Source organism: Pseudoxanthomonas japonensis, from assembly GCF_010093445.1.
GTDB classification, from domain to species: Bacteria; Pseudomonadota; Gammaproteobacteria; order Xanthomonadales; family Xanthomonadaceae; genus Pseudoxanthomonas_A; species Pseudoxanthomonas_A japonensis.
The window spans coordinates 15,826-38,069 of the sequence record NZ_PDWW01000005.1 but is presented as its reverse complement, the minus strand read 5'-3'; the positions used below and the strand labels follow the sequence as shown (position 1 = coordinate 38,069).

Annotated in this window: 25 protein-coding genes and 1 tRNA gene; 18 read left to right on the top strand and 8 right to left on the bottom strand. The window is 68.5% G+C overall.

Annotation, left to right across the window (positions count from 1 at the left end):
- Nucleotides 1-31: 31 nt before the first annotated feature.
- From gspG to CSC78_RS05545, 11 genes are all read left to right on the top strand, one after another.
- Complete coding sequence (gspG, locus tag CSC78_RS05595) at nucleotides 32-457, top strand: type II secretion system major pseudopilin GspG (RefSeq protein ID WP_238391178.1); 426 nt, start codon at nucleotides 32-34, stop codon at nucleotides 455-457.
- A gap of 77 nt (nucleotides 458-534) precedes the next feature.
- Nucleotides 535-981: a type II secretion system protein XpsH gene (xpsH, locus tag CSC78_RS05590; RefSeq protein WP_162337064.1), complete on the top strand. Its 447-nt coding sequence runs from the start codon at nucleotides 535-537 to the stop codon at nucleotides 979-981.
- Nucleotides 978-1,406, top strand: coding sequence for a type II secretion system protein XpsI (xpsI, locus tag CSC78_RS05585; RefSeq protein WP_162336927.1), 429 nt, complete (start codon nucleotides 978-980; stop codon nucleotides 1,404-1,406). Before xpsH ends, xpsI begins: the two co-directional genes overlap by 4 nt.
- Nucleotides 1,403-2,074 (top strand): prepilin-type N-terminal cleavage/methylation domain-containing protein, encoded by a 672-nt coding sequence (locus CSC78_RS05580; protein ID WP_202924124.1) that lies wholly within the window; start codon nucleotides 1,403-1,405, stop codon nucleotides 2,072-2,074. Before xpsI ends, CSC78_RS05580 begins: the two co-directional genes overlap by 4 nt.
- Entirely contained in the window at nucleotides 2,071-2,922 is an 852-nt protein-coding gene (locus CSC78_RS05575) for a type II secretion system minor pseudopilin (protein WP_162336925.1), read from the top strand. The genes CSC78_RS05580 and CSC78_RS05575 overlap by 4 nt, the downstream gene beginning before the upstream one ends.
- Complete coding sequence (locus CSC78_RS05570) at nucleotides 2,919-4,058, top strand: PilN domain-containing protein (protein ID WP_162336924.1); 1,140 nt, start codon at nucleotides 2,919-2,921, stop codon at nucleotides 4,056-4,058. Before CSC78_RS05575 ends, CSC78_RS05570 begins: the two co-directional genes overlap by 4 nt.
- Nucleotides 4,039-4,659 carry a type II secretion system protein GspM gene (gene gspM / locus CSC78_RS05565; protein ID WP_162336923.1) on the top strand — a complete coding sequence of 207 codons (621 nt, stop codon included), beginning with the start codon at nucleotides 4,039-4,041 and terminating at the stop codon, nucleotides 4,657-4,659. Before CSC78_RS05570 ends, gspM begins: the two co-directional genes overlap by 20 nt.
- Nucleotides 4,649-5,482, top strand: a complete 834-nt coding sequence (locus CSC78_RS05560; RefSeq protein ID WP_162336922.1) for a general secretion pathway protein GspN — start codon at nucleotides 4,649-4,651, stop codon at nucleotides 5,480-5,482. Before gspM ends, CSC78_RS05560 begins: the two co-directional genes overlap by 11 nt.
- Nucleotides 5,483-5,491: 9 nt before the next feature.
- On the top strand, nucleotides 5,492-7,705 hold the full coding sequence (gspD, locus tag CSC78_RS05555; RefSeq protein ID WP_162336921.1) for a type II secretion system secretin GspD: 2,214 nt from the start codon (nucleotides 5,492-5,494) through the stop codon (nucleotides 7,703-7,705).
- A complete protein-coding gene (locus CSC78_RS05550; protein ID WP_162336920.1) occupies nucleotides 7,702-8,550 on the top strand; it encodes a glycosyltransferase family 2 protein in 849 nt (282 codons plus the stop codon). Before gspD ends, CSC78_RS05550 begins: the two co-directional genes overlap by 4 nt.
- On the top strand, nucleotides 8,534-9,391 hold the full coding sequence (locus CSC78_RS05545; RefSeq protein ID WP_238391168.1) for a glycosyltransferase family 2 protein: 858 nt from the start codon (nucleotides 8,534-8,536) through the stop codon (nucleotides 9,389-9,391). Before CSC78_RS05550 ends, CSC78_RS05545 begins: the two co-directional genes overlap by 17 nt.
- Nucleotides 9,392-9,404: 13 nt before the next feature.
- Here CSC78_RS05545 and CSC78_RS05540 read toward each other — a convergent pair whose 3' ends face one another.
- From CSC78_RS05540 to thiS, 6 genes are all read right to left on the bottom strand, one after another.
- The gene (locus tag CSC78_RS05540) at nucleotides 9,405-9,863 is read right to left on the bottom strand and encodes a hypothetical protein (protein ID WP_162336918.1); all 459 of its coding nucleotides are present in this window, start codon (nucleotides 9,861-9,863) and stop codon (nucleotides 9,405-9,407) included.
- On the bottom strand, nucleotides 9,860-10,249 hold the full coding sequence (locus tag CSC78_RS05535) for an ACT domain-containing protein (protein WP_162336917.1): 390 nt from the start codon (nucleotides 10,247-10,249) through the stop codon (nucleotides 9,860-9,862). The genes CSC78_RS05540 and CSC78_RS05535 overlap by 4 nt, the downstream gene beginning before the upstream one ends.
- On the bottom strand, nucleotides 10,246-12,114 hold the full coding sequence (locus tag CSC78_RS05530; RefSeq protein ID WP_162336916.1) for an SLC13 family permease: 1,869 nt from the start codon (nucleotides 12,112-12,114) through the stop codon (nucleotides 10,246-10,248). Before CSC78_RS05530 ends, CSC78_RS05535 begins: the two co-directional genes overlap by 4 nt.
- A 107-nt stretch (nucleotides 12,115-12,221) precedes the next feature.
- Entirely contained in the window at nucleotides 12,222-12,974 is a 753-nt protein-coding gene (trmB, locus tag CSC78_RS05525; protein ID WP_162336915.1) for a tRNA (guanosine(46)-N7)-methyltransferase TrmB, read from the bottom strand.
- Complete coding sequence (locus tag CSC78_RS05520; RefSeq protein ID WP_162336914.1) at nucleotides 12,974-13,768, bottom strand: thiazole synthase; 795 nt, start codon at nucleotides 13,766-13,768, stop codon at nucleotides 12,974-12,976. The genes trmB and CSC78_RS05520 overlap by 1 nt, the downstream gene beginning before the upstream one ends.
- A gap of 56 nt (nucleotides 13,769-13,824) precedes the next feature.
- Nucleotides 13,825-14,025 (bottom strand): sulfur carrier protein ThiS, encoded by a 201-nt coding sequence (gene thiS / locus CSC78_RS05515; RefSeq protein WP_162336913.1) that lies wholly within the window; start codon nucleotides 14,023-14,025, stop codon nucleotides 13,825-13,827.
- A 173-nt stretch (nucleotides 14,026-14,198) separates the two neighbouring features.
- On the opposite strand from thiS, the gene CSC78_RS05510 reads away from it, so the two are divergent.
- From CSC78_RS05510 to CSC78_RS05485, 6 genes are all read left to right on the top strand, one after another.
- Nucleotides 14,199-15,998, top strand: a complete 1,800-nt coding sequence (locus tag CSC78_RS05510; protein WP_202924130.1) for an autotransporter domain-containing protein — start codon at nucleotides 14,199-14,201, stop codon at nucleotides 15,996-15,998.
- Between the two features lie 79 nt (nucleotides 15,999-16,077).
- Nucleotides 16,078-16,151 (top strand) — tRNA-Gly (locus CSC78_RS05505).
- A gap of 77 nt (nucleotides 16,152-16,228) precedes the next feature.
- Entirely contained in the window at nucleotides 16,229-17,104 is an 876-nt protein-coding gene (gene rimK, locus CSC78_RS05500) for a 30S ribosomal protein S6--L-glutamate ligase (RefSeq protein WP_162336911.1), read from the top strand.
- 360 nt (nucleotides 17,105-17,464) lie between these two features.
- A complete protein-coding gene (locus CSC78_RS05495; protein ID WP_162336910.1) occupies nucleotides 17,465-17,956 on the top strand; it encodes a hypothetical protein in 492 nt (163 codons plus the stop codon).
- A gap of 4 nt (nucleotides 17,957-17,960) precedes the next feature.
- Nucleotides 17,961-18,644, top strand: coding sequence for a response regulator transcription factor (locus CSC78_RS05490; protein ID WP_093487792.1), 684 nt, complete (start codon nucleotides 17,961-17,963; stop codon nucleotides 18,642-18,644).
- Nucleotides 18,631-20,025 carry a sensor histidine kinase gene (locus CSC78_RS05485; RefSeq protein WP_162336909.1) on the top strand — a complete coding sequence of 465 codons (1,395 nt, stop codon included), beginning with the start codon at nucleotides 18,631-18,633 and terminating at the stop codon, nucleotides 20,023-20,025. Before CSC78_RS05490 ends, CSC78_RS05485 begins: the two co-directional genes overlap by 14 nt.
- Here CSC78_RS05485 and CSC78_RS05480 read toward each other — a convergent pair.
- Together CSC78_RS05480 and metF are read right to left on the bottom strand one after the other, a co-directional pair.
- Nucleotides 20,022-20,609 carry a hypothetical protein gene (locus tag CSC78_RS05480; protein ID WP_162336908.1) on the bottom strand — a complete coding sequence of 196 codons (588 nt, stop codon included), beginning with the start codon at nucleotides 20,607-20,609 and terminating at the stop codon, nucleotides 20,022-20,024. The two genes, CSC78_RS05485 and CSC78_RS05480, sit on opposite strands and share 4 nt — an antisense overlap.
- 94 nt (nucleotides 20,610-20,703) lie before the next feature.
- On the bottom strand, nucleotides 20,704-21,537 hold the full coding sequence (gene metF, locus CSC78_RS05475) for a methylenetetrahydrofolate reductase [NAD(P)H] (protein ID WP_162336907.1): 834 nt from the start codon (nucleotides 21,535-21,537) through the stop codon (nucleotides 20,704-20,706).
- A 147-nt stretch (nucleotides 21,538-21,684) separates the two neighbouring features.
- Here metF and CSC78_RS05470 point away from each other — a divergent pair, with 147 nt between their 5' ends.
- On the top strand, nucleotides 21,685-22,242 hold the full coding sequence (locus CSC78_RS05470; RefSeq protein WP_162336906.1) for a DUF3228 family protein: 558 nt from the start codon (nucleotides 21,685-21,687) through the stop codon (nucleotides 22,240-22,242).
- The last annotated feature ends 2 nt before the right edge of the window (nucleotides 22,243-22,244 follow it).

Here is a 22,244-nt window from a genome sequence, read left to right as displayed (position 1 = left end):
AACCACCGGAGAGTCCACCGCCATGTCCCGCATGCGTCCGACGAAAGCCTTCCACGCCCCGCGCTCGCAACAGGGTTTCAGCCTGCTCGAGATCATCATCGTGCTGGTGCTGATCGGCGGCATCCTGGTCCTGGTCGGCAGCCGGGTGATGGGCGGTGCGGACAGCGGCAAGGTGAAGCTGGCGCAATCGCAGGTGCAGACGCTGGCCGGCAAGATCGAGAACTACCAGCTCGACACCGGACGCTATCCGGCGCAGCTGTCCGATCTGGTGGTCAACCCGGGCAACGCGACGGGCTGGCTGGGGCCGTACGCGAAGGAGAGCGAGTTGCAGGATCCGTGGAAGAACCCGATCGAGTACCGCATCCCCGGCGAAACGCAGCGCTTCGACCTGGTCAGCCTGGGCGCCGACGGCAAGCCCGGCGGCGACAGTGTCAACGCGGACATCAAGAACGAGTAAGCACGGCGTCCGTCGTCGTGGCCTTCCGTGCCGGCCCCGCGCAGCCATCCATCGACGGACGCCGCTCGCGCGTCCACATGGACGGCTTCACGCTGCTCGAGACCCTGCTGGTACTGGCGCTGATCGCGGCGGCGGGCATCCTCGCGGCGATGGCCTTCACCGGCGGCATGGACGGCATGCGGCTGCGCTCCGAATCCAAGGAGATCGCTGCGCAGCTGCGCTACACGCGGGCGCGCGCCATCGCGACCGGCCAGCCGCAGCGTTTCCGCATCGACCCGCGTGCGCATGCCTGGGAAGCGGCGGGCGACCGTCGCGGCGACATCAACGACGGCTTGTCGGTGCGCTTCACCGGCGCGCGCGAAGCGCAGGCGCGCGCGGGCGAAGGCGGCGTGCTGTTCTTTCCCGATGGCGGTTCCACCGGTGGCCGCATCACCCTGTCGGCCGGTACGGCGGCGTGGAGCATCGACGTGGCCTGGCTGACCGGCGAGACCTGGTTGTTCCGCGACGAAGTGCCGGCGCCATGACCGCGTCCCGCCGCCGCCAGCACGGGTTCACCCTGCTCGAGGTGATCGTCGCGTTCGCCCTGCTGGCGCTCGCGCTGAGCCTGCTGCTCGGGTCGCTGTCCGGTGCGAGCCGGCAGGTGCGCGATTCGGCGGACAGCAGTCGTGCCACGTTGCATGCGCAGTCGCTGCTGGCGCAGCTGGGCGCGGGGGAGGCACTGAAGCCCGGACGGCAGCAGGGCAGTTTCGAAGGCGACCGCTACCAGTGGCAGCTCGACGTCGTCCCGTTCGCCGATCCGCTGGCGGCGCGTGCGCAGCTCGACCCGGGCGCACCGCAACTCCTCGACGTGCGCCTGGCGGTGCGCTGGGGCAGCGAGCGTGGACAGGCGATGGAATGGCGTACGTTACGTCTGGCGCCACGCGACATCAACCAGGTGGTGTCGCCGTGATGCGCGCGCGGATGCGCGGCTTCACGCTGATCGAGGTGCTGGTGGCGCTGGTGCTGATGGCCGCGGGGCTGGCGCTGGCCTTCGCGACGCTTCGCTCGTCCACGGCGGTGGTCACGCGCGGCGAGGACATGGCACAGGCGAGCGAACGCATGCGCGCGGTGCACGGCTATCTGCGCGCGCGGCTGGCATCGGCGCAGCCCATCGTGTTCGCCACCGACCGCAGCACCCTGCGGCAGGCGCGCTTCATCGGCACGCCGCAGCGCATGCGGTTCGTGGCCGACCTGCCGGATTACCTCGGCTACGGCGGACCGTACCTGCACGATCTGGTGATGGACGACGCCGGGCGCCTGCAGGTGGCGTTCTCCGTCGCGCGCCCGGACGCGTCGCTGGAGGACATCGATCTTGCCGCGCGCGGGCTGCGCGCCGAACGGCTCGCCGATGGCCTGAAGGCGGTGCGTTTCCGCTATCGCGGCCTCGATGCGGACAACCGGCTCGGTCCCTGGCAGGACCGCTGGGAGACGTCGGACATGCTGCCCCTGCAGGTGAAGATGGAGATGGAAGCCGTGCGCGGCGGGCGCTGGCCGGACCTGGTCGTGACGCTCGCCCGCAGCGAGGGTGGCGCGGGCGGCGGCCTGCTGCCGGGCGGCAACCCGTCGGTGCTGCCATGAAACGTGCGCGCGGTGCCGCGCTGCTGCTCGTGCTGTGGCTGGTGGCGCTGCTCACCGCGCTGATCGGTGCCTATGCGCTGACCGCACGCATGGAGGCCTTGCAGGCGCGGGTGGGCAGCCGCGGCGCCCAGGCGCAGGAGATCGCGCGTGCCGGCATCGAGTACGCCCTGGTGCGCGTGTCCGACCGCAATCCGGAGACGCACTGGCAGCCCAATGGGCGGCAGTACACCTGGACCTTCGATGGCCAGCAGGTGCAGGTGCGCATCGTGGACGAGACCGGCAAGATCGACCTGAACCAGGCCGACGTGCCCTTGCTGTCGCGCCTGATGCAGGCGCTCGGCGAGCCGCCCGGTGCGAGCGATGCGCTGGCGGCGGCCATCGTCGACTGGCGCGACGGCGACAGCCTGACCCAGCCGGTGGGCGGCGCGGAGGACGCGGACTACGCGGCGGCGGGACGCGACTACGGCGCCAAGGACGCGCCGTTCGAAACCATCGCGGAAGTCGAGCAGGTGCTCGGCATGACGCCGGACCTCTATGCGCGGCTGGCCCCCTTCCTGACCCTGTACTCGGGGCGCGCGCAGCCCGATGCGATGTACGCGCAGGGCCCGGTGCTGGAGGCCATGGGCGTCGATTCGGCCGCGTGGCTGGCGCAACGCCATGCGGCGGGCGCCGCGGTGAATCCCCAACTCGTCGGCACCGGCAGCGGCACGTATAGTATCGAGAGCCGTGCGCGGCTGGCCGATGGCCGCGAGGCGTCGCTTCGCACGGTGGTGCGCGCGGGTGCCAGCCCGGTACCGGGTTCGGCCTATACCTTGTTGCGCTGGGAGGAGGGAGCGTCACCACAATGAGCGGCGTACGCGACACCTTGCAGCGGCTCAGGGCACGGCTCGGGCCGGGTCCCCGCAGTTTCCTCGCGTGGTGGGGACAGGCGCTGGCGACCTGGTTGCCGGCGCGCTGGCGCGTGCTGCTGGGGCTGACCGGCGACCGCCTGCTGTTCCAGCGCCGCGACGACGAGATCGAGATGACGTGGCTGGATGGCACCCGGCGGCAGATGCTCGCGCGGCTGCCGGTGACGGTGACGTCCGATGAACTGCAGTCCCTGCTTGGCAACCGCCTGGCCGGATTGCCGCGCTGGTGGCTGGTCCCTGCCGGCATGGCGCTTCGCCGCCGGCTCCTGCTGCCGGCCGCGGCGGCGGACCGGTTGCGCGATGTGCTGACCTTCGAACTCGACCGGCAGACGCCGTTCGCCGCGAACGAGGCCTGCTTCGACGCGCGCGTGCTGACCGTGCGTGCGGACGCCCAACTCGAGGTCGAACTGGCCGTGGTGCCGACCGCTGCCTTCACCGCCGGGCTGTCCGGACTGGGTGCACTGGCGGGCGGCATGGCCGGCGCGGACGTGGAAGAGGCGGACGGCACGGTCCTCGGCCTCAACCTGTTGCCCGAGCCGGCGCGCGTCTCGCGGCAGGCGCCGCAGCGTGGGCTGCACCTCGCGCTCGCGGCGGTCGCGGTGGTCGCCATCTGGTTCGCGGCATGGGTGGTGCTGGACAACCGGCGGGCCGCGGCCGATGCGTTCGCCGCCCAGGTCGATCTTCGCGCCGATGCGGCGCGGCAGGTGGCCGCGCAGCGGCAGCAACTGGTCGACCTGGTCGCCGGCACGACCGTGTTGAACCAGACCAGCGCCCGTCGTCCCACCGCGCTGGAAGTGATGGATGACGTCACCCGGCGGCTGCCCGACAACACCTATCTCGAGAAACTCGCCATCGAGGGCGACCGGTTGACGTTGATCGGCTTCAGTCCGGAAGCCTCGGGGCTGGTGGCTCGCCTGCAGGGTTCGCCGTTGTGGCGCAACCCGGCGCTGAGCGGTGCCCTGCAGCCGGATCCGCGCACGCGCATGGACCGCTTCACGCTGACCGCCGAACTGCTGGGCAAGCAGGATCCGTCCGCCAATGCACAGGGAGGTGCGAATGCCGCCGGCCGTGACTGACCGCGATCGCTGGCTGGCGCTGGCGCTGCTGCTGGCAGCGCTGCTGGTGGGCTACTTCGTGCTGGTGCATCCGTGGTGGACGGTACCGATGCAGGACGTCGGCGCCCGCGTGGACGAACTGCGCGAACGCGAACTGCGCATCCGCACCCAGCTGCAGCAGGCCCCGCAGGTGCAGCGCGAACTCGCGGCCGCGCTGGCGCAGCAGGCCCAGCGCCCGGGATTCCTGCCGGAGGCCACGGTGGAACTGGCCACCGCCGGGCTGGTGCAGCGGTTGGAAACCATCGTCAAGCAGGCCAGCCCGGGCAACCGCAGTTGCGCCATCGCCAACCAGTCGCCGCTGGCCGTGGCCGGTCGCGAGGTCTACCCGCGCGTGGTGGTCCAGGTCCGCCTGCGCTGCGGCGCGCCCGAACTGGCCTCGGTGCTGCACCAGATCGAGTCCGGCAGCCCGCGGCTGTTCGTCGAGAACCTCAACATCCTCGCGCAGCGCTACGCGTTCCAGGCCAGCGAGAGCGGCAGCGGCGGACTGGACGTGAACTTCGACCTGTACGGCTATCTCAAGCCTTCCCCGGTCGTGGCCCAGGAGGCGCCCGGTGCGCGCTGACACCTGGAACCTGCGTACTTGGCTGCTCGCCGTCGTGGCGGGCTGGGCCGTGCTGGTGGCCGTGCTGGCCCTGTTCGGGCTGGGCAGCCGCATCACGCCGCTGCCTGCGGATCCGGGCCTGGTCCAGGCACTGCCGCGCCTGCCCGCCAGTCCGCCGGAGCGTCTGGGTGCGCTGGACCGGTACGCCGACGTGGGGGCACGCCCGCTGTTCTCGGAAGATCGTCGCCCCAAACCGTTCTTCCTCTCCGGCGAGGAGGCGGCCGCGCCCACGTTCGACCTGGTGCTGACCAGCGTGCTGATCACGCCGGCGCTGGAGCTGGCCATCGTGCAGCCTGCGCAGGGTGGGGAAGGGCTGCGGGTAAAGGTGGGTGAATCGCCGGCGGGGTTCCCGGGCTGGCAGTTGAGCGAACTGGGACCGCGCCGGGCGGTGTTCGACGGGCCGGAAGGTCGCCGCGAACTGGAACTGCGCGTCTTCGACGGCGCCGGTGGGCAGCCGCCGACGCAGATCCTCAGCCAGAACCCTGTCGTGCCGCCGGCGGGCATTGCGCCATCGGCGGCGCCGGGTGGTCGCGCCACCGGCGGCAACAATGCGCCGGCGGCGATGCCAGCCACGGTTCCGCCCCCGACGCAGGGACAGGGATCCGCGCCGTCTGCAATGACGCCCACCCCGTCGTCGCCCTCCACGACACCTGCACCGCCCACGTCGACCACCGACGAGCAGATGGAAGCCATCCGCCAGCGCATCGAACAGCGCCGCGCGCAGCTGCGCCAGCAGCAGGCGCAACCCACCACGCCGCCGGCAACGCCCGGCAAGACACAGTAGAGTGCCGGCATGACGTTACGTGTGATCCTGTTTTCCCTCTGCCTGGGCCTGCTGGCCGGGTGCGCCAGCGCGCCCGTGGCGGAGATGCACCGCGGGGCGACGACGCCGACGGGCATCGTGCCGGGCAATGCGCAGACCACGCCGGTGTCCGAGGCCGACGCGCCGGAGACGGGTCCGCAGGCGCAGGTCCGCCGCGGCAACGGGCAGATGATCAACCGCAGCGCGGCCGCCGCGCCGGTGCCTTCGCTTGGCGGTGCGAGCAGCGGGTCGGCCACCTTCAACTTCGAAGGCGAGTCCGTCCATGCCGTGGTCAAGGCCATCCTCGGCGACATGCTGGGGCAGAACTACGTGATCGCACCGGGCGTGCAGGGCACGGTCACGCTGGGCACGCCCAAGCCGGTGTCGCCAGCCGAAGCGCTGAACCTGCTGGAGATGGTGCTCGGCTGGAACAACGCCCGCCTGGTCTACAGCGGCGGGCGCTACAACATCATCCCGTCCGACCAGGCGCTCGCGGGCAGCGTGGCGCCGCGCACCGGTCCGGCGTCCAGCGCGCGCGGTTACGAGGTGCGCGTGGTGCCGCTGCGCTTCATCTCCGCCAGCGAGATGAAGAAGGTGCTGGAGCCATACGCGCGCCCGAACGCCATCGTCAGCATCGACGGCACCCGCAACGTCATCACGCTCGCGGGCACGCGCACCGAACTGGAGAACTACCTGCGCACCGTCGAGATCTTCGACGTGGACTGGCTGTCCGGCATGTCGGTCGGCGTCTTCCCGCTGCAGTCGGGTCGCGCGACGCGCGTGGTCGCCGACCTGGAGAAGGTGTTCGGCAACGACAGCAAGACGCCGAGCGCCGGCATGTTCCGCTTCATGCCGCTGGAAGGCGCCAACGCGGTGCTGGTGATCACACCGCAGCCCGCCTACCTGGACCAGATCCAGCAGTGGCTCGAACGCATCGACGGCGCGGGCGAAGGCAGCCGGCTGTTCTCCTACGAACTGAAATACATCAAGGCCCGCGAACTCGCGCAGCGGCTGTCGGAAGTGTTCGGGTCCTCGGGCGGCAGCGGGTCCGGTAACGAGCGGTCGACCGGTGGGGCGGGCAACGTCTCGCTGATGCCGGGCACGGACCCCGTGCAGATCAACGACGGCGGCCTCAACGGCAACGGCGGCAGCGTGGACTTCGGCAGCAGCGGAAGCAGCAGCGGGACCGGTGGCCTGGGCAGCGGCTCGCTGTCGCTCAATCAGCGCGACAGCGGCAGCGGCGCGGTCACGCTGGAAGTCGACGGCAACCGCGTCGGCGTGGCGGCGGTCGAGGAGACCAACACCTTGCTCGTGCGCGCCAGTCCCAGCGCCTGGAACTCGATCCGCGAAGTCGTCGAGAAGCTCGACGTGATGCCGATGCAGGTGCATATCGAGGCGCAGATCGCGGAGGTCTCGCTGACCGGCGACCTGAGCTACGGCGTCAACTGGTACCTCGAGCGCGCGATGACCGACAACGGTCTTGGGCCCTTCAATCCGCCGGGCGGCACGCCCGGGGTGAGCGGTCCCAGCAAGTGGAGCACGCTCGCCGGCAGCATCGGCGGCGTGAGCGGCGCGGGTGCCGTCTGGACGCTGGTCAAGAACGATGCCGCGGCGGTGATCACCGCGCTGGACGAAGTCAGCGACGTGCGCCTGCTGCAGACGCCTTCCGTGTTCGTCCGCAACAACGCCGAGGCCACCCTCAACGTCGGCAGCCGCATCCCGATCTCGTCGGTGACCGTCAATCCCGGACTCGGCACGGACAACACCTTCAGCCAGGTGCAGTACCTGGATACCGGCGTGATCCTGAAGGTGCGCCCGCGCGTCACCCGCGACGGCATGGTGTTCCTGGACATCGTGCAGGAAGTCAGTTCGCCGGGCAGCGAACCCGATGCCAACGGCAACGTGCGCATCAACACGCGCCGCATGAAGACCGAAGCCGCGGTGGAAGCCGGGCAGACCGTGATGCTGGCGGGCCTCATCAGCGACAGTGCGACGGAAGGATCCGCCGGCATTCCCGGCCTGAGCCGCCTGCCGGTGATCGGTGCGCTGTTCGGCAGGAAGTCCACCAGCAGCGAGCGCAGCGAGGTGATCGTGCTGATCACGCCGACGATCGTCCGCAACCCGCAGGAAGCGCGCAACCTGACCGACGAATACGGCCAGCGTTTCCGTGCCCTGGATCCGCTCTACGCGCCGCCGAAGAAGTGACCCCCGGTAGCGCATCGCCCCTGCCGGTCGTCCTGTTGCCGGTCGGCACGGACGACGATGCCCTGGATGCCTGCCTGGGCGCGCTCGATGCCGGCACGCCCGCCGGCACGCGCGTGTGGCTGGCGGACGACGCGCAGGCGGGGCCACGCGGACTGGCCATCATCGAGCGCTGGCTGGCCCGCACCGCATTGCAGGCCGACTACACGCGCCGGCCACGGATGGTCGGCGAAGTGGCGCATGTCGACGAGATGCTGTCCGCCTGCGGCGATGCCGACGTGGTGCTGCTGGCCCCCGACGCGCAGCCCCTGCCGGGCTGGCTGCAGCAGCTGTCCGCCTGCCTGGCGCGCGACGCCGCCATCGCCACGGCCACGCCGTGGTGCAACGCCGGCGAAACCGCGGCATGGCCCCGGCTCGGCGAGGTGATGCCGCCGCCGGAGGACCGCGAGCGCACGGCGCTGGCCTGCGCGGCGCTACCGCCCCTGCATCCCGAACTGCCGGCCGCCGTCGCGCACGCGGTGGTGCTGCGCGGCAGTGCGCGCAAGCGTGTCGGCGGACTGGATGCCGCGAGTTTCGCCTCGTGGTACGCGGCGCTGGTCGACCTGTCGCTGCGCCTCTCCGGCCTGGGCTGGCGGAATGTCCTGTGCGAAACCGCTTTCGTCGCGCGCGGTGGCGAAGGCGGTCCAGCGGATGGCGACATGGATGCGTTGAACGCGCGCTGGCCCACGTTCACGCCGCGGCTGGCGACCTTCCTGATGGAGGATCCCCTGCGGCAGCCGCGCGAACGGCTGCATGCGCTGTATGCCCAAGCGGATTTGCCGGAGCGCCAGCGTGACCTCTTCGGTTGAGGTGTCCGGCATTGCCGCGGTGGTGGTGACGCACGAGAGCGCGTCCAGCATCGACGACTGCCTGATGCGGCTGCGCGTCGCGCATGGCGTGCACGAGATCCGCGTGGTCGACAACGCCTCGAGCGACGACACCATGGAGATCGTGCAGCGGCATGCCTTGCAGGATGCGCGGCTGCGCTTCATCGCCAATCCGGACAACCCGGGCTTCGCCGTCGGCTGCAACCAGGGTGCGCGCGACACGCAGGCGTCGTGGCTGGCGTTCGTCAATCCCGACCTGATGGTGGAAGCCGACACCTTGTCCCGGTTGCGCGCGCATGCGGTCGGCACGGCGGGCGAGACGATGCTGGGTGTCGACCTGGTGGATGAGGACGGCGTGCGCGATGTGGCCGCGCGCCGCCGCGATCCGGTGTTCGCCGCGATGCTGCGCTCGCCGGCTGCGGCGTCGAAGCTGGGCGTGCCTGCCGACGATAGGCAGGCAGTGCAGCCGGTGGACATCATCTCCGGCGCGCTGATGCTGATGCCGCGCGCGCTGTTCGACAGGATCGGCGGTTTCGACGAGGGCTACCGTCTACACGCCGAGGACATGGACCTGTGCCGGCGTGTGCGCGACGCGGGCGCGATGGTCGCCGTCGCCAACGATATCCGCGTGCTGCATATCCGTGGCGTCTCCAGCCGCGCGCGTCCGGTATTCGTGGAATGGCACAAGCACCGTGGCCTGTGGCGCTACTTCCGCAAGTTCGAGGCCGTGCAACACGGCCTGGTCACGCAGCTGGGCGTGTTCGCCGCGATCTGGCTGCATTTCGGCGCCGTACTGGCGCGGATCTTGTCGCACAGACGCTGAATCCGCAGGGCCGTCATCGCTCGAGTGCTTGAGCAATCCGGGCTTTCGTCTTGAGTTCTTCGTAGGAGTCGACTTCGATGCGGATCACGGTCGTCGCCATGGAGCGTGAGGCGTTCTCGCGGAAGGTCCAGTAGGAGCGCGGCCACATTCGTCCCGCCGCGGCGTCAGCGAACCAAGCGTCTCCGCTACCGTCCGGATGAAAGCCAACGAACTTCAGCGTCGGCGTGTCAGGATGGTTTCCGATATAGAGGGATGCGATGGGTTTGCGTGTGTCGGCGAAACGGTACTCGCACACCAGGAAGTCGGGTCCTTGGCGCACGGTCAGGACCCAAGCCGTCCTCACTTTCAAGGTCGGGCACGTGATGGTGTCGCCGGCATCGAAGAGTGGCGCTTGGGGTTCACCAGCGTGACAGGCTGCAAGGACGAGCACCGCAACCAGTGCGAGGACATGCGTCGACGCGCGAGAGATCATCGAAGGACCCCGTGTCCTGAGGCCGACAGAGCATCGCATGCCGGCTCCAGCTGATGCGCTTGGACAAGCACATAGTCGGTATCGAACGTGGAGATCGCGAAGATGCCCACGCCGGCTGCCGCCAGTGGATCCAGTACCGCCTTCAGGATGCCGGTCAGCGCGAAGTCGAACGGCCCCTGCAGCTTGAACATGCGCCAGCCGCGCTGGCAGCGGACGTCGTCGGGAACATGGGCTTCTTCGCAGACCAGCGACAGTTCGTCGTCGGTCCAGCCGGCGTGCCGCATGCCGGTGGTCGGCCACCAGGCGGGCAGGGGCGAGGTGGCGGACAGTTGGGCGACCGCGTAGCGCTCGGGCAGCAGGGACAGTGCCAGCGAAGGCGACGTCATCCCGGGCGCCCGTTCCACCAGAACATGGCATTGACGACGAGCACCACCACGACGGTATAGACCAGCGACAGAGGCCCGCCGACGCGCCACAGCTGGCGCGAGGTGTAGTTGGCGGGCCCAACGATCATCGAGATCACCGGGTTCGACGCGGTCATCAGGTTGTTGGACGCCGACAGCGCCACGATCAGCGCGAACGCGGTCGGATTGCCGCCCGCGGCGAGCGCCAGGTTGATCGCCATCGGCACCATCACGATGGTTGCGCCGACGTGGCTGATGACCAGCGAGAACGCGGTGGTCAGCAGGGCGATGGCGATTTCCAGCGCCCATACCGGAATGCCGTCCGGCAGGCGCTCGACCGTATGCCCGGCCACCCACGCCGCCGCACCGCTGCTGTCCATCGCCCAGCCCAGCGGAATCAGCCCCGCCATCAGGAACACCGTCTTCCAGTTGATCGCGCCGTAGGCCTCGTCCATCCGCAGCACGCCGGTCAGCAGCATGCCGGCGACGCCGGTCATCAGCGTCAGTGCGACGGGCAGCTTGGAGGTCAGCGCGATGAGGATGGTGATGGCGAAGATCGTCATTGCGATCTTGAACTTGTGCGGCCGCTGCTCGCCCTTCGGATAGTCGGTCACCACCACGAAGTCGCGGCTTTCCGCCGCCAGGCCCAAGTCCTGCCAGATGCTGTGGAACACCAGCATGTCGCCGGCGCGCAGCTTCTCGTCGCGCACGTTCTCGCGGATGACCTTCTTGTCGCGGTTGATCGCCAGCAGGCTGATGCCGTTCTGCTTGCGCAGGCGCAACTCGCGCGCGGTCTTGCCGATGAACTTCGACGTGGGCGGCACCACCGCCTCGGAGATGCCGGCGCGGCTGGGATTGAACAGGTCGCCGAAGTGGCGCAGGCGCGAGGACATGCGCAGGAACTGGTTCTGCGCGAAGTCGCCGACGTCCTGTCGCGACCCCATCACGCCCAGCACGCTGCCCACCCAGATGCGCATGTCCGCCGGCGGCGACAGGCGCGTGTCGTTGCCGGTCTGCAGCGCCAGCATCAGCGGTGCGTCGTGCAGTGCTTCGGCCTCGCCCAGCGACATGCCGACCAGCGGGCTCTCGGCGCTGACCACCAGTTCGAACACGTCGCCTTCGATGCCGTAGGTGTTGGCGAAGTAGCTCTCGGTGCGGGCGGGCGTCACCGCGCCGTCGCTGTCCTGCGTCTCGTCCTTGAGCTTGCGGTCGCCGAAGTAACGGAAATACACCAGCGAGGCGATCACCAGCGCCAGGCCGATCGGCCACGGCGCGAACATGCGCAATGGTTCCAGCGTGGCCATGCCCGACGGCAGGTTGTTGTTGGCCGACACCAGCAGGTCGTTGAGCAGGATCAGCGGCGAGTTGCCGACCATGGTGAACGCGCCGCCCATGACGATGGCGGCGGCGATCGGCAGCAGCAGTCGCTGCATCGACAGCCCGGTGCGCGAGGACAGGCGCGAGGCGACCGGCATGAACAGCGCCATCACCGACGGGTTCTGCATGAAGGACGAGTTGAGGCTGGCGATGGCGGTGGTCATCAGCAGCAACCGCTGCTCGATGCCGTGCCCGCGCCGCAACAGCCAGGAGGCCAACCGGTTCAAGGCGCCGGTGCGGTCCAGGCCGGCGCCCAGGATCATGGTCGCGATGATGCTCATCACCGCGTTGCCGGAGAAGCCGCCGAAGATCTCTTCCGGTGCGATCAGTCCGGTGATGCCCAGCACCACCAGCACCACCAGCGCCACCAGGTCGGCGCGGATGCGCTCGAACAGGAACATCGCCATCGTGAAGCCGACCAGCCCGAGGACGAGCTTCATGTCGTTGGTCAGCGTCAGCGCGTTGTCCATTACGGCAGGCGGGAATCGGGAGTCGGGAATCGGGAATCGGCGAAGACCAATCTGCCTAGCGGCCTGAAACGTGCACGGGGACGTGGGCGGGCCGTCTCGTCCATTCCCTAGTCCCCACTCCCCATTCCCGGCTTGTCGTACAGAAGATCCCACACCCCATGGCCGAGCTTCTGGCCGCGGGTCTCGAAATGCGTCTGCGGGCGCCAGTCGGGGCGCGGCACGCTGCCGCGAGGTCCGGCGCGGTTGGCCAGGCCCGGGGTCGCGTCCAGCACGTCCCACATGTGCTCGGCGTAGGCCTCCCAGTCGGTGGCGCAGTGCAGGCGGCCACCCGGGCGCAGCTTGCGTGCGATCAGGGCGGCGAAGGCCGGTTGCACCAGCCGGCGCTTGTTGTGGCGCTTCTTGTGCCACGGATCGGGGAAGTAGATGCGGACTTCGTCCAGCGATCCGTCGGCGACCTCGTGCTGCAGCACTTCCACCGCATCGTGGTGGTAGATGCGCACGTGATCGCTGCCGTCTTCGGCGAGCGCGTTCAACAACCGGCCGACGCCGGGCGCATGCACTTCCAGGCCGAGGTAGTCGCGTGCCGTGTCGTGCGCAGCGGCGAAGCGCAATGCCTCGCCGTTGCCGAAGCCGATTTCCAGCACGCGTGGTGCCGTGCGCCCGAACACCGCGTCGTAGTCGCGCGGTTCGCCGGTGTAATCCAGCCCGAAGCGCGGCCATTGCGTGTCGAACGCGCGCTGCTGCGCCTCGGTGAAGCGGCCCTGGCGCAGCACGAAGCTGCGGACTTCGCGCCGGCCTTCGGTCAGGGTGAAGGGCTTGGGCGGCGTCTTGGCGCCGGGACTGGAGAACGGGTCCGTCATCAGCCGATCAGGCCGTCGATCGGGCTGGACGCGGAGGCATTGCGCTTGCGCGGGATGCGGCCGGCCAGGAAGGCTTCGCGGCCGGCTTCGACGGCCTTGCGCATGGCGCTGGCCATCAGCACGGGATGCTTGGCGCCGGCGATGGCGGTGTTCATCAACACGCCGTCGCAGCCCAGCTCCATCGCGATGGCCGCATCGGACGCGGTGCCGACGCCGGCATCGACCAGCACGGGCACCTTGGCGTTCTCGATGATTTCCAGCAGGTTGTACTTGTTCTGCACACCGAGGCCGGAACCGATCGGCGCGGCCAGCGGCATGACCGCCACGCAACCGATCTCTTCCAGACGGCGGGCGAGTATGGGGTCGTCGCTGGTGTAGACCATCACCTGGAAACCGTCGGCCACCAGCGTCTCGGCGGCGGCCAGCGTCTGCACGACGTCGGGGTAGAGGGTCTTCTGGTCGCCCAGTACTTCGAGCTTCACCAGGGTGTGGCCGTCGAGCAGCTCGCGCGCCAGCCGGCAGGTACGCACGGCGTCGGCGGCGGTATAGCAGCCGGCGGTGTTGGGCAGGATGGTGTACCTGTCCGGCGGCAGCACGTCGAGCAGATTGGGCTCGTTGGGCGACTGGCCCAGGTTGGTGCGGCGGATGGCGACGGTGACGATCTCGGCGCCCGCGGCCTCGGTGGCCAGGCGGGTTTCCTCGAAGTCCTTGAACTTGCCGGTGCCGGTCAGCAGGCGGGAACGGTAGGTCTTGCCCGCGATCACCAGCGGGTCATGGGGGGCGGTGTTCGACATGCGGCGATTATCGCCCATGTGACGCCGGTGCGTCCCGTCGACGACAGCCCTGGCGCTCAGCCGCCGCCGAGCGCGTGCACGATCTCGACGCGGTCACCGGCCTTGAGCGCGTGCTGCGCGTGCTGGCCGCGCGGGATGATCTCGCCGTTGACCTCGATGGCCACGCGGCGCTCGGCCAGGCCCTGCGAGTGGAGGAGGTCGGCGATGGTGCTCTGCTCGGGCAGCGCCTGCGGCTGCCCATTCAACTGGATGTCCATGGCGGCATTGTCGCCGATGGTGCGGTGGCTTGCCGCATTGCAGCGTGTACGCCGACGGGCTTGGTGGAACGATGCGCGCCATGCGCAGCCGTACGGCAGAGCCGGCGCGCAGTCCTTCCATCCCTTGCCCCGGAGATTCCATGAAGCGTTCCTTCTCGCCCGTCCGTTCCCTGCTGGCCGTTGCGCTGGCGGTGGCGGCCGCGCCCGCCCTTGCCGGCGACAGTCCGTATTCCCAGACCGTCTTCTTCGGCGACAGCCTGACCGACTCCGGGCACTTCCGCCCGGCGCTGATCCAGGCGGTCGGTCCGAACGGCGCCATCCTCGGCCGCTTCACCACCAATCCGGGCCTGGTGTGGTCCGAATACCTGGCCGAGTACTACGGCACTGGTGCCGTCAGCTCCAACCAGGGCGGCACCAACTACGCCGTCGGCGGCGCCCGCGTGGGCACCAATACCTCGGGTGCGCTGGGTCCGATTCCGTCGATGACCACGCAGTTGACCAGTTACCTGTCCGCCAATGGCGGCCGCGCCGATCCGAATGCGCTGTACACGGTGTGGGGCGGTGCGAACGACCTGTTCGCAGTGGTCGGTGGGGCCAATCCCACGACCACGATCGGCGGTGCCGTGACCGCGCAGGTCGGCATCATCGGCACGCTGCAGAACGCCGGCGCGCGCTACATCCTGGTGCCGACGATTCCCGACCTGGGCGTGACGCCGCAGTTCCGTGCCGGCGGTGCGACCGCGCAGGCCACCGGCACGCAGCTGGCCACCACCTACAACACCTCGCTGTTCGGCGCCCTCAACACCGCCGGCCTGCGTGTGATCCCGCTGGATACCTTCACGCTGCTGCGCGAGATCGTGGCCAGCCCGGCCGAGTACGGGTTCGGCAACGTCACCGGCACCGCCTGCAATCCGCAGATCACCGCCTCGTCGGTCACCTGCAGCCCGCTCAACTACGCCACCCCCAACGCGGCCGACGTGTACGCCTTCGCCGATGGCGTGCATCCCTCGTCGAAGGCCCACGGCATCCTGTCCCAGTACGCGGTCTCGGTGCTGGAAGGTCCGCGCCAGATCGCGCTGCTGCCCTACACGGCGTCGGTGCATGGCCGCGCTCGCGCCGATCGGGTGGCGTCGCACGTGGCAGGCAAGCCCGAGGCCGACGGCATGCGCTGGTGGGGCGACGTGCGCGGCGATTTCCTGCGCTATGACGACGGCAATCTGTACGACGGCGCGGGTCCGATGGGTACGTTCGGCGTGGACTGGTCGAGCGGGTCCTGGGTCTACGGCGCGTTCGCGGGCTACGGCCGTGCGAAGTACGACTTCGGCCTGCGCCGCGGCAGCTTCGACGAATCCGATGCCACGCTCGGCGGCTTCGCCGGCTGGTACGGCGATCACCTGTGGGCGAATGCGCAGGTCAGCTACAGCTGGCTCTCGTACGACGTGGACCGCGAAGTGCAGCTGGGCGGCGTGACGCGTCGCCACAGCGGCTCGCCGGACGGCACCAACCTGACCGTCGGTGCCAGCGCGGGCTACGAGTTCGGTGATGGCGCGTTCCGCCATGGCCCGGTGGTGAGCGTGGTGTCGCAGACCATCGAGATGGACGGTTACAGCGAAAGCAACGTCAACTCGACCGCGCTGGCGTATCCGGACCAGGATTTCGATTCGCTGATCGGCAGCGCCGGCTGGCAGGTCAGCTATGCGATCAACGATCACCTGGCGCCGTATGCCCGCCTGACGATCGACCGCGAGTTCGAGGACCCGGCGGCGGAAGTGTTCGCCCAGTCGTTGTCGATGCCCGGAACGGCGCCGTACGCGGTGCCGGGCCTGGATACCGACGACAGCTACGGCACGCTGCTGCTGGGTGCGCGCACGAAACTGTTCGGGTTCGACGCCAACCTGGGCGTGAACACCACGGTCAACCAGGGTGGCGGCACCAACACCACCGCCTTCATGACATTGAGCGGCGGCTTCTGATGCACGCCGGGCAATGCGGCGCCCACCCCGGGCGCCGCATTGCCTTGCCGCGCGCCGCGGCATAGACTCGCGCCATCGTGCGGGTGTAGTTCAATGGTAGAACTGCAGCTTCCCAAGCTGCTAGCGTGGGTTCGATTCCCATCACCCGCTCCATTCCGCTCCCTCGTCCTGTCATCGCCCCGGCTTCCGGGCGTGGCATGCTCTGCGTGACCCCCGCTGACTGACTCTCCATGAAGCTCGCCATCCTGTCGCGCAACGGCAAGCTGTACTCGACGCGCCGCCTGGTCGAGGCGGCGCGGCAGCGCGGGCATACGGTCCGCGTACTGGATCCGCTGCGCTGCTACATGCGCATCTCGTCCAATGGATTCCAGCTGCGCTACAAGGGGCGGTCGCTGGCGGGCTACGACGCCGTCATTCCCCGTATCGGTGCGTCGATTACCCGTTACGGCACGGCGGTGCTGCGGCAGTTCGAGCTGATGGGCACCTACAGCCCCAATCCTTCCGACGCCATCCTGAGGGCGCGCGACAAACTGCGTGCGCACCAGTTGCTGGCGGCGCAGGGCATTGACTTGCCGGTGACCGTCTTCGGCGACAACCCCGACGACACGGCAGACCTGTTGTCGATGCTGGGCCCCCCTCCGCACGTCATCAAGTTGAACGAGGGCGCGCAGGGCGCCGGTGTGATGCTGACCGAGAAGCCTTCCGCCTCGCGCAGCGTGGTGGAGGCCCTGCGGGGCCTCTATGCCAGCTTCGTGGTGCAGGAATTCATCGGCGAGGCTGAGGGCGCCGACCTGCGCTGCTTCGTGGTGGGCGACGACGTGGTGGCGTCGATGCGCCGGCAGGCGCCGGAGGGCGATTTCCGTTCCAACCTCCACCGCGGCGGTACCGCGCTGCTGGCCGAGGCCACGGAAGAAGAGCGGGCGGTGGCCATCCGGGCTGCGAAGGTGCTCGGGCTGGGCGTCGCGGGGGTGGACCTGATTCGCGCCCAGCGCGGTCCCCTGGTGCTCGAGGTGAATTCGACGCCCGGCCTGGAGGGCATCGAGGCCGTCTGCGGCGTGGATGTGGCGGGCTGCATCGTTGACCATCTCGCCGCCCGGGCTGAATAGGGCTCGGGGCTGCAGCCCGTGATCACGAGCCGCGATTTCACGCAGAATTAACGCGCTCTTTAACGGTGGTTTAATCGAAAACCGCGTAGCCTTGTCCGGACCGAAGCTCTGCGTTCCTCCCGGTGGATACATCTGGAAAGCACAGGATTACGGTAATCGGGGCAATTGTTTGGCCCAGGCGGGCGACCACCCGCCTGGGCCTTGTTTTTTCCGCAAAGAGCCTTGGCCCGGCCCCACGCACGTATGCAAGAATCAACGTTCGTGCCACGCCGACGCACTCCCGGTACAACGCTGGTGGGGGCGTGGCGACAGCAACATCGGGGAGTTTGAGGATGAGACATTTCGAGCGAGGTGAAAGGCATGCGTAAATTGGTACTTGTCTCCATCATGCTGCTGGTCATCCCAGTGGCACACGGCGCCATGAGCGCAGCTGCCGGTAGTAGCGCCGACAAGCCGCAGCGACTCAATGTCTCCGTGCCATTCGAGCAGCAGAGAGAACAGATCCTGACTCAAATGGGTGACGGAGAAACCTATTCCGAAATCTCCCAGCAGGATCGCCAGGATGTGCGAGACGCGCTGAACCGCATCGGCGACTCGCTGCTGCGGACGGGTGGCGTAGATCAGCTGTCGGCGAGCGACAAGGTCAAAGTGTTCAACGACCAGGAGCTGGTTAATACCATCTTGACGCGCGCCCATGAAGACAGTCGGCAGGTGTGCACGCGAGAGAAAAAGGTGGGCTCGCACCGGGCCACGACTCAGTGCTACACCGTGGCGGAGCGCCGACGCATGCGTGAAGACAGTCAAAATGAGATGAGCAAAACCTTCCGTCAGCCTATTCTCGAGTCGCGTTGATACGATGCGCATCTTGGTCATTGAAGACAACAGCGACATCGCCGCCAACCTGGGCGACTACCTGGAAGAGCGGGGGCATACCGTCGACTTCGCGGCCGACGGCGTGACTGGTCTGCACTTGGCGGTGGTGCATGAGTTCGATGCGATCGTCCTCGACCTCAACCTGCCTGGCATGGACGGGCTGGAGGTCTGCCGCAAGCTCCGCAACGAGGCGCGCAAGCAGACGCCGGTGCTGATGCTGACCGCGCGCGATTCGCTGGACAACAAGCTGGCCGGCTTCGATTCCGGTGCCGACGACTACCTGATCAAGCCGTTCGCGCTGCAGGAAGTCGAGGTGCGTCTGAACGCGCTGTCGCGCCGCGGCAAGGGCGTGCAGACGCGCGTGCTGGAAGTCGGCGAACTGGAGTACAACTTGGACACGCTGGAAGTCCGTCGCCAGGGCAAGCTGCTGCAGTTGAACCCGACCGCCTTGAAGATCCTGCAGGCCTTGATGGAAGCGTCGCCCGCCGTGGTGACGCGTCAGGAACTGGAAACGCGCGTGTGGGGCGAGGAGCTGCCGGACTCGGATTCCCTGCGCGTGCACATCCACGGCCTGCGCGCCGTGGTGGACAAGCCGTTCGACTCGCCCTACATCCAGACGCGCCACGGCATCGGATACCGCATCGCCGCGCCCGATGCCAGCAACTGAGTCGTCGAAACCCCGCCGCCACCGCCGCTTCCGGCGGCGGCTGCGCACCCGCATCATCCTGTCGTTCGTGCTGCTGGGCTTCGGCCTGACCTTGTTGCTGGCGTTCTCGGCGAACTGGGTGCGGAATCGTGTTGAAGAAGATCTGGTCGTCGACGCGATCAATCAGAACATCAGCGAGTATCAGCGACGCTACGTGGAAAGCGGGGGGCGAGAGCGCGATCTCCGCGTGCAGACGATGCGTGCCTACGCGTTTGCGCCGGACAAGTTCGCGCAGTTGAAGGTCGATCAACCCGAGTGGTACGAACTTCCGAACGGTATCCATACCGTAAGTGGCACGGATCAGGACGGATCGCCATTTTCTTACTGGCTTGCGGTCCAGAAGACTCCGGAGGCTTGGTTTTTCATCGCCTATGACAAGACCGAGTCGGTCAAAGCGAAGAGCAAGTTCAACAACGCCTTGGTGGGCGTCGTTGTCGTGTTTACGGCGATATCCCTCCTGATAGGCTGGTGGTCCGCCTCCCGCGTGATGAGCCCGGTGTCCGAACTGGCGGCGCGGCTACGTGCTTACCGCGGCAGCAGCAACCCGCGCCCGCTTGCCCCGCATTTCCCGCAGGACGAGGTCGGTGAGCTCGCCAAGGCACTGGACGACTACTCCGGCCGCCTGACCGAAGTCGTGCAACGCGACCGCGAGTTCAACGCCGACGTCAGCCACGAGCTGCGTACGCCGCTGGCCATCATCCGCGGTTCGGTCGAGCTGATGCTGTCGCGTCCCGACATGGACGAGAAGACGCGCACCCGCATCCAGCGCATCCAGCGCGCCGAGCAGCAGTGCACGGACCTGATCAGCGCGCTGCTGTTGTTGTCGCGCAACGAGCGCGGGCATGGCAACACCGATGTCGCGCGCGTCGTCGACCAGTTGCTCGACGCACATCGCGCGACCTTGGGCGGCAAGCCGCTGGTGCTGCGCGTCGAAGGCGAGGGCGGTGTGACCGTCGATTCGCCCGAGGCCGCGCTGTCGGTCGCCTTGGGCAACCTGATCGGCAACGCGGTGAAGTACACCAAGGAAGGCGAGGTGGTCGTGCGCCTGCTGCCGGATGCCGTGGAGGTGATCGACTCCGGTCCCGGCCTGAGCAAGGAGGACGCGGCGCGCCTGTTCGAACGTGGCTACCGTGGCACCCATGCCGGGCACTCGCAGGGTGGCGGCATCGGCCTGTCGATCGTCAGCCGCCTGTGCGCGTTGTACGGGTGGCAGGTGGGCGTGCGCCCGGGCGAGCCGAAGGGGGTGGTGGCCACGCTGCGGTTCACGCCGGATCGCGGCGCGCCGTCCGACGAGCCGGGTGGCATGCCGTCGCGCGCGCCTGAGGATGCCGACGCCCGCTAGAGCGTGATCCAGAAGCAGTTGTAGGCCCGCCGCAATCCGAACGTCGTGTCCGCGGGCGTCGCGCTGTTCTTCAGCGTCTGTACCACGCGCAGTCCGACCGGACGCTGCCGTTGGGTGGTGGTCTGCGGGTAGTAGCCGTCCTGGTTCGCATCGACCACCGCGCCTTCCGCATCGAGTACCGGTGCGGGGGCGGGGCGGATCGGCACGATATCGACCAGCGGGCGCTGCACCACGACGTCCAGCCGGTCGAGGACGCGCAGCGCGCCGGCATCCGACGTGCCCGTCCAGTGGTAGACCCCGGCGAGGCGGTTCACGTCCCGTGCCTGGATCGCGGACGACACCTGCATCACCAGGTCGCTGAGCGTGCGCGAACAGCCGCCGCGGTACAGCGCACCGGTGGGGTTCGTGCTGGTGGTCGACGGCAGGCGATCCATGGCGCCCACGTCCTCGCAGCGCTTGTCGGTGTAGACCGTTTCGCCGGACATCGTGGTGCAACGCTGCACGCCCTGCTGTTGAGCCGCCGCGGGTGGCGCACGAAATCCGGCGAGGACCAACAGGCAGGCGAGGAGGAGAACGGATCGCATGCCGCAGCCTAATGCGGCGCGTCCATCCGGTCATGGCACGCGCGCACGGAACGGCGTTGCCATTCACCTGCCGGTCGGACGGCCAGCAGGGAACTCAGGCCTTCCAGCCCAGCCGCGACAGGACGGTCTGGGTCGGCTTGGCCAGATTGAGCGTGTAGAAATGCAGCGACGGTGCGCCGCCTGCGACGAGGCGTTCGCACAGGTTGGCCACCACGTCGGCGCCGAAATCGCGGATCGCCTCGGCGTCGTCGCCGAGCGCCTGCATGCGCTTGCCGATCCAGCGCGGGATCTCCGCCCCGCAGGCTTCCGAGAACCGCCGCAACTGCGAGAAGTTGGAGATCGGCATGATGCCCGGAATGATCGGAATCTCCACGCCCAGCCTGCGCACCGCATCGACGAAGTGGAAATACGCATCCGGGTTGTAGAAGTACTGGGTGATCGCGCCGTCCGCACCGGCGTCGACCTTGGCCTTGAAGTGGCGCAGGTCGGTCAGCGCGTCTTCCGCCTGCGGATGCGTCTCGGGGTAGGCGCCGACTTCGATGTGGAAGGTGTCGCCATGCTCGGCCCGGATGAAGTCGATCAGCTCCGACGCGTAGCGCAGGTCGCCTGGATGCCCCATGCCGGACGGCAGGTCGCCGCGCAGCGCGACGATGCGCTTGCAGCCCAGCGCGCGATAGAGGCGCAGCAGTTCGCGGATTTCCTCGCGGCTGCCGCCCACGCAGGACAGGTGCGGCGCGGCGTCGAAACCATGGTGCTGGTTGAGGTGGCGGACCGTCTCGGAGGTGTAGCTGAGCGTGGAGCCGCCCGCGCCGAACGTGCAGGACACATATTCCGGTCCATACGCCTTCAGCTTGCCGGCGGTGCGGTCCAGCTGCGCGCGCTGCTCGTCGGTCTTGGGCGGGTAGAACTCGAAACTCAGGGAGGGCATGGGCAGCGCCGTTCGGGTCGTGCGGGAAGTATATCGCTTCATCCGGATGGATGTTGATCAACTCGCGCTCCCGACGGCATGCACGGCGCCGGACGCGGCGACAGGGCGTCGCGGGTACGCTGTCGCGATGATTCCGGAGGCCACTGCATGACGATCGTCCTCACCCCGTTCGCCCGCACCCGCCTCTTTCCCGCCGACCGGCGCCGCAATGCCATCCAGGACTGCACTCCCGAAGCTTTCGAGCAGCGCCTCAGCGGGGAAGCGCCCGTGGCCGTGCTCGACGGCTATGCGCCGTTCTGCCGGCTGCACGTGCATCGCAACTGGACGTCGACCCGCTGCCTGACGGTCCCCATCACCGACGACAACCGGCATCTGCTCCGCTCGTCCTACGAGGCGCGCTCGTCGTCCGAACTGCCCGTGCTGGTGCGCTGGTTCGAAGGCGTGGAACCGCCGGTGGCCGACTACCTGGTCGTGATCCTCTACAGCGCGGTGCAGCTGGCGAAGGAGGGGGCGCCGATCGAGGGCGACTGGGGCATCGTCGGTTGCCTGTACACGCAGACGCCGGAAGAGATCCCGATGGCGCCCATCACGATGATGCGCAACGCGCTGGGCGTGGAGGAGGGTGGCTCGGGCGTGCCGATCGATCGCGAGGCCTATCGGCGGAGCGTCGCGTTCTGGGAGCGCAATGCCAACTGGCGTCCGTAGCG

Bases quoted from the DNA above. Each gene is read 5' to 3' on its own strand.
- gspG (WP_238391178.1), top strand. From the start codon at position 32: ATGCGTCCGACGAAAGCCTTCCACGCCCCGCGCTCGCAACAGGGTTTC.
- xpsH (WP_162337064.1), top strand. From the start codon at position 535: ATGGACGGCTTCACGCTGCTCGAGACCCTGCTGGTACTGGCGCTGATC.
- xpsI (WP_162336927.1), top strand. From the start codon at position 978: ATGACCGCGTCCCGCCGCCGCCAGCACGGGTTCACCCTGCTCGAGGTG.
- CSC78_RS05575 (WP_162336925.1), top strand. From the start codon at position 2,071: ATGAAACGTGCGCGCGGTGCCGCGCTGCTGCTCGTGCTGTGGCTGGTG.
- CSC78_RS05570 (WP_162336924.1), top strand. From the start codon at position 2,919: ATGAGCGGCGTACGCGACACCTTGCAGCGGCTCAGGGCACGGCTCGGG.
- gspM (WP_162336923.1), top strand. From the start codon at position 4,039: ATGCCGCCGGCCGTGACTGACCGCGATCGCTGGCTGGCGCTGGCGCTG.
- gspD (WP_162336921.1), top strand. From the start codon at position 5,492: ATGACGTTACGTGTGATCCTGTTTTCCCTCTGCCTGGGCCTGCTGGCC.
- CSC78_RS05540 (WP_162336918.1), bottom strand. From the start codon at position 9,863: ATGATCTCTCGCGCGTCGACGCATGTCCTCGCACTGGTTGCGGTGCTC.
- CSC78_RS05535 (WP_162336917.1), bottom strand. From the start codon at position 10,249: ATGACGTCGCCTTCGCTGGCACTGTCCCTGCTGCCCGAGCGCTACGCG.
- CSC78_RS05530 (WP_162336916.1), bottom strand. From the start codon at position 12,114: ATGGACAACGCGCTGACGCTGACCAACGACATGAAGCTCGTCCTCGGG.
- trmB (WP_162336915.1), bottom strand. From the start codon at position 12,974: ATGACGGACCCGTTCTCCAGTCCCGGCGCCAAGACGCCGCCCAAGCCC.
- CSC78_RS05520 (WP_162336914.1), bottom strand. From the start codon at position 13,768: ATGTCGAACACCGCCCCCCATGACCCGCTGGTGATCGCGGGCAAGACC.
- thiS (WP_162336913.1), bottom strand. From the start codon at position 14,025: ATGGACATCCAGTTGAATGGGCAGCCGCAGGCGCTGCCCGAGCAGAGC.
- rimK (WP_162336911.1), top strand. From the start codon at position 16,229: ATGAAGCTCGCCATCCTGTCGCGCAACGGCAAGCTGTACTCGACGCGC.
- CSC78_RS05495 (WP_162336910.1), top strand. From the start codon at position 17,465: ATGCGTAAATTGGTACTTGTCTCCATCATGCTGCTGGTCATCCCAGTG.
- CSC78_RS05490 (WP_093487792.1), top strand. From the start codon at position 17,961: ATGCGCATCTTGGTCATTGAAGACAACAGCGACATCGCCGCCAACCTG.
- CSC78_RS05485 (WP_162336909.1), top strand. From the start codon at position 18,631: ATGCCAGCAACTGAGTCGTCGAAACCCCGCCGCCACCGCCGCTTCCGG.
- CSC78_RS05480 (WP_162336908.1), bottom strand. From the start codon at position 20,609: ATGCGATCCGTTCTCCTCCTCGCCTGCCTGTTGGTCCTCGCCGGATTT.
- metF (WP_162336907.1), bottom strand. From the start codon at position 21,537: ATGCCCTCCCTGAGTTTCGAGTTCTACCCGCCCAAGACCGACGAGCAG.
- CSC78_RS05470 (WP_162336906.1), top strand. From the start codon at position 21,685: ATGACGATCGTCCTCACCCCGTTCGCCCGCACCCGCCTCTTTCCCGCC.